At 43.1% G+C, this 3876-nt stretch carries 2 protein-coding genes and 3 pseudogenes; all 5 read right to left on the bottom strand.

The genetic code is table 11. The features are described 5' to 3' along the window. Positions 1-287: pseudogene (locus tag AC075L_RS07450) on the bottom strand (RluA family pseudouridine synthase); the annotation flags it as partial. A gap of 113 nt (positions 288-400) precedes the next feature. Continuing rightward, a complete protein-coding gene (locus AC075L_RS07445) occupies positions 401-751 on the bottom strand; it encodes a hypothetical protein (RefSeq protein WP_476387468.1) in 351 nt (116 codons plus the stop codon). Then, positions 726-938, bottom strand: a complete 213-nt coding sequence (locus AC075L_RS07440) for a hypothetical protein (protein WP_476387467.1) — start codon at positions 936-938, stop codon at positions 726-728. The genes AC075L_RS07445 and AC075L_RS07440 overlap by 26 nt, the downstream gene beginning before the upstream one ends. Positions 939-1022: 84 nt before the next feature. Then, positions 1023-2973: pseudogene (locus tag AC075L_RS07435) on the bottom strand (YgiQ family radical SAM protein). A 102-nt stretch (positions 2974-3075) separates the two neighbouring features. Continuing rightward, a pseudogene (locus AC075L_RS07430) lies at positions 3076-3876 on the bottom strand (GTP pyrophosphokinase); the annotation flags it as partial.

The raw sequence follows: 3876 nt of genomic DNA, 5'->3' as shown, positions 1-3876 counted from the left end.
TGATAATCGTACTTCATCCTCGTAAACAATATCCAGTTCGCAGTATGCTCTTGCTGCCTGACTGCTTCCTGCAAATTTATCGAAAGTTTCATCACTCAGAAACAGTTTGATGGGTGTCTGCCTTTGAGAAGTTTTTCGTTTCCTGTGGCTTTCTTTCCATTTAGAGTGATGTTCTTTTTGCGGAGCATTTTGTAAAAAAAACTTTTAGGTGCTTCTCTGAGAAGCTTGGCCAGATATTTATCAAAGCGCTGGCCCGCTTCATTTTCTTCTATAATAAATTCTTTCATATTTAATTGTTCCTGTATAATTATACCAAACTCCGAAATAACACATTGCTATAGATATATTTTGTAATTGAACTCCGGCGACTACAGACACAATGCCAGAATGGTCTGTCGGATCAGTTCGTTTTTCTGGAAAGTATGCCGGATATTTTTCCGTCCGGGGTAAATTTGATTCCTTCTTCCAGACTTTCTCTGTGATCGTTCATGGAATCAAGACGTTCCAGGAACGGACGGAAATCTGTAAAAATTTTCACCGTCACTTTATAACCGTTTTTACGGATGATCTTCTGGGAATTGATTTCCATGAAAGATGCATCGATTTTCGGATCACTGCTGTAAGCCACTACTGTATTTCCACATACTGCTGCTGCATCAATATAGGCACTTTTTTCATAAAAAGTCATGTAAAGTTCATATGCCATATCCAGACTGCCCTGATGCTCATGGATTTTCTGATAATCCGGCATCCATTGGTCTGCATTTCAAAATCATGATCAGATTCACCATGGATTTACATGCCGGAAGACAGCCAACTACAGTTACAACTGTCCAGACAGTCATTCTTGTCTTAAAATAGAACCAGGATGTAAAAAAGATGAATAAGGGTACTGCAAAAAGAATTGCAGTGATGATCAGGCGGCGTCTTCTTTTCACTTCTGAAATATCCGAAATTCCCTTTCGATACTCTTGAAGATGTTTTCGCTTTACTTTGTTTTTTATTTCTGTTTTTCTTTTCTGTCACTTACGTCCTCCTCCGGAATTTTTCTTATGTATATTTCTGATAGTGTTCTTCTTTGCAGATGCTGAACTGTTTTTGTTATTTTTGCTATTTCTGCTGTTTTTCGCATTCCGACTACTGCCCTGAGTATGCTGTTGGCCTCCATGATTCTCTCGAAGCGGCCGGATCAAACATTTAGGACCGTAACCTACCAGGTCCATTCTTCCAGGTCATTTTTGAGGCCTTCCAGCACCAGTTCTCTGTTTGCAGGATTCTTGTACTGCATCAAAGCTCTCTGTATTGCTTTTTCATGGGGGTTCTTCGGCACATATACCTTCTCACCTGTAAGAGGATGAGAGTTCCCGTATAGTACATACAGGTAGAAAGAGTAGACGGGGTTGGATAGAAATCCTGTACCTGTTCCGGGGTAAAGCCAAGATCCCGGACATATTCCGCAAGTTTTACTGCCTCTTTCATGGTACATCCCGGATGGGAGGCCATGAAATACGGGACAGCATACTGCTGCTTTCCTGTTTGCCTGTTTGCCGCATCATATTCCTTAAGAAACTGCTGATAAACGCTGTGACTTGGTTTTCCCATATACTTCAGAACCTGATCAGACACATGTTCCGGTGCCACACGCAGCTGCCCGCTTACGTGATGTTCCACCAGTTCACGCAAAAAAGTCTTGTCCCTGTCTGCCACCACATAATCAAAGCGTACACCGGAGCGGATGAATACCTTCTTCACTCCCGGGATCTTCCGCAGCTTCCGAAGCAGAGAAACGTAATCCGAATGATCTACAGTCAGGTTTTTGCATGGCGTGGGAAACAGGCACTGCTTATTCTTGCAGACCCCTTTCGTGAGCTGTTTCTGACAAGATGGTTGTCTGAAATCTGCTGTGGGACCACCCACATCGTGAATATAACCCTTGAACTCAGGATCATTTGTCATTCTGGTAGCTTCTTCGATCAGGGACTCATGACTTCTGGTCTGAAGAATTCTTCCCTGATGAAAAGTCAGGGCGCAGAAATTACAGCCGCCAAAGCACCCTCTGTTGCTTGTCAGGCTGAACTTGATTTCTTCCAGTGCCGGAATTCCGCCCAGCTTCTCATACATGGGATGAACTTTCTCCGTATAAGGCAGGGCATATACATCATCCATTTCCTCCTGCGTCAGGGGCAGAGCAGGAGGATTCTGTATAATATATCCCTTTGTCCCATAAGATTCTGCCATTGGTCTGGCGCTGAATGGATCTGTATTCTGATACTGAATGGCAAAGCTGTCTGCATAAACCTTCTTATTTACTTTTACTTCCTCATAAGAAGGAAGAATAATCGGATCATAAACTCTCGACAAATCCCTGCACTTAAATACAGTTCCTGCAATATAGGTAAGTTCCTCTACCGGCAGTCCACTCGCCAGCGCATCTGCAATCTCTATGATCGAATGCTCACCCATTCCATAGGAAATCATATCTGCCCCGGAATCAAGGAGTACACTGTGTTTTACTTTATTCTCCCAATAATCATAATGTGCCAGTCGTCTCAGGCTGGCTTCAATCCCACCCAGGATAATGGGTGTCTTTTTATAAGTCTGACGGATCAGATTGCTGTACACGATCACCGCGCGGTCAGGACGAAGTCCCATCTGGCCTCCCGGTGAATAGGAATCTTTCTGCCTGTGCTTTTTAGAGACTGTATAGTGATTTACCATAGAGTCCATATTTCCCGCAGACACCAGAAATCCCAGTCGAGGCTCTCCAAATACCTGAATACTCTCCTTCTTTCTCCAGTCAGGCTGAGGAATGATTCCCACTTTATACCCACGACTCTCCAACAGTCTGCTGATGATCGCAGTACCAAGGGAAGGATGGTCCACGTAGGCATCACCTGTAATATAGGCAAAATCTACCTGCTCCCACCCTCTCTGTTTCATTTCTTTCTTTGTTACCGGTAAAAAATCCTGCATTTATATTTTCCTCGTATGTATTATAGTCATGCGGATACGATCATCCGCCACACAGTTCTACATCTGCAGCAAACCTTTCAAATTATCATTTCCGGATAATAATCAGACATGATGATACACTGCCTGTGCCCGGTATCCTTCGGATATAATATCAAGCTGTCTGTGGAACCGCTTCAGCTGCTGAAGATCTTTTGTTTTAAATACTCTCAGGAACTCATCCTGAATCTTCATAATTTCCCGCTTATTTGCAATCTTGTACAGATTTTCAATGTTGATCAGAATATCCTTCACCAGATTAGACTGCATCTGTGACGAATTCTGTGCATCCATAATCTCATTCCGCACAGAAGACATCTCATGGTCAAGAGCATTAATGGCATCTGCTGCCTTGCTCAGACGTTCTGCCACATGCTCTGGCATATCCCCTTTATATTTATATTGCAGGGAATGCTCAATCGTCGCCCAGAAGTTCATAGCCATTGTACGGATCTGTATCTCCGCCTGCAGCTTCTTTGGCCCTTTGATCGTATCCACTGTATAATAAATAATCAAGATGATAACTTCTGTAACCACTCTGTTTAATATGCTTCAGATAATTCTTCTCACTCTTTATAACCATATCGCTTCTCTTCTGGATCAGGGAAGCGAACCGTCTCTATATCCTCCTCAAACTGGCAGATAATACGAACACCGGCAATATCCTCCAGTTCTTCTTCCATTCTCTCCATAGGAATATGCTTGCGCTGCATTTTCTCAAGAATACTGCTCACGCTCTTAACCCTGCCCTCCACCTGCTCAATCGGGCAGTAAACATCATTCTCTTTACATTCATCAATAATGTGATTGAATTTCACTTCCAGCTCTCTCACAGCCAGTTCATACGGGCACAAAATGCTTCTCCAT

The sequence above is a fragment of the Blautia sp. ZXY-1-B12 genome (assembly GCF_056339915.1).
The sequence above is the reverse complement of the archived record's forward strand: the minus strand, read 5'-3'. Positions and strand labels throughout refer to the sequence as shown.

What these genes read in the sequence shown, in the direction of transcription:
- AC075L_RS07445 (WP_476387468.1), bottom strand. Translation starts at nt 751, where the DNA reads ATGCCGGATTATCAGAAAATCCATGAGCATCAGGGCAGTCTGGATATG.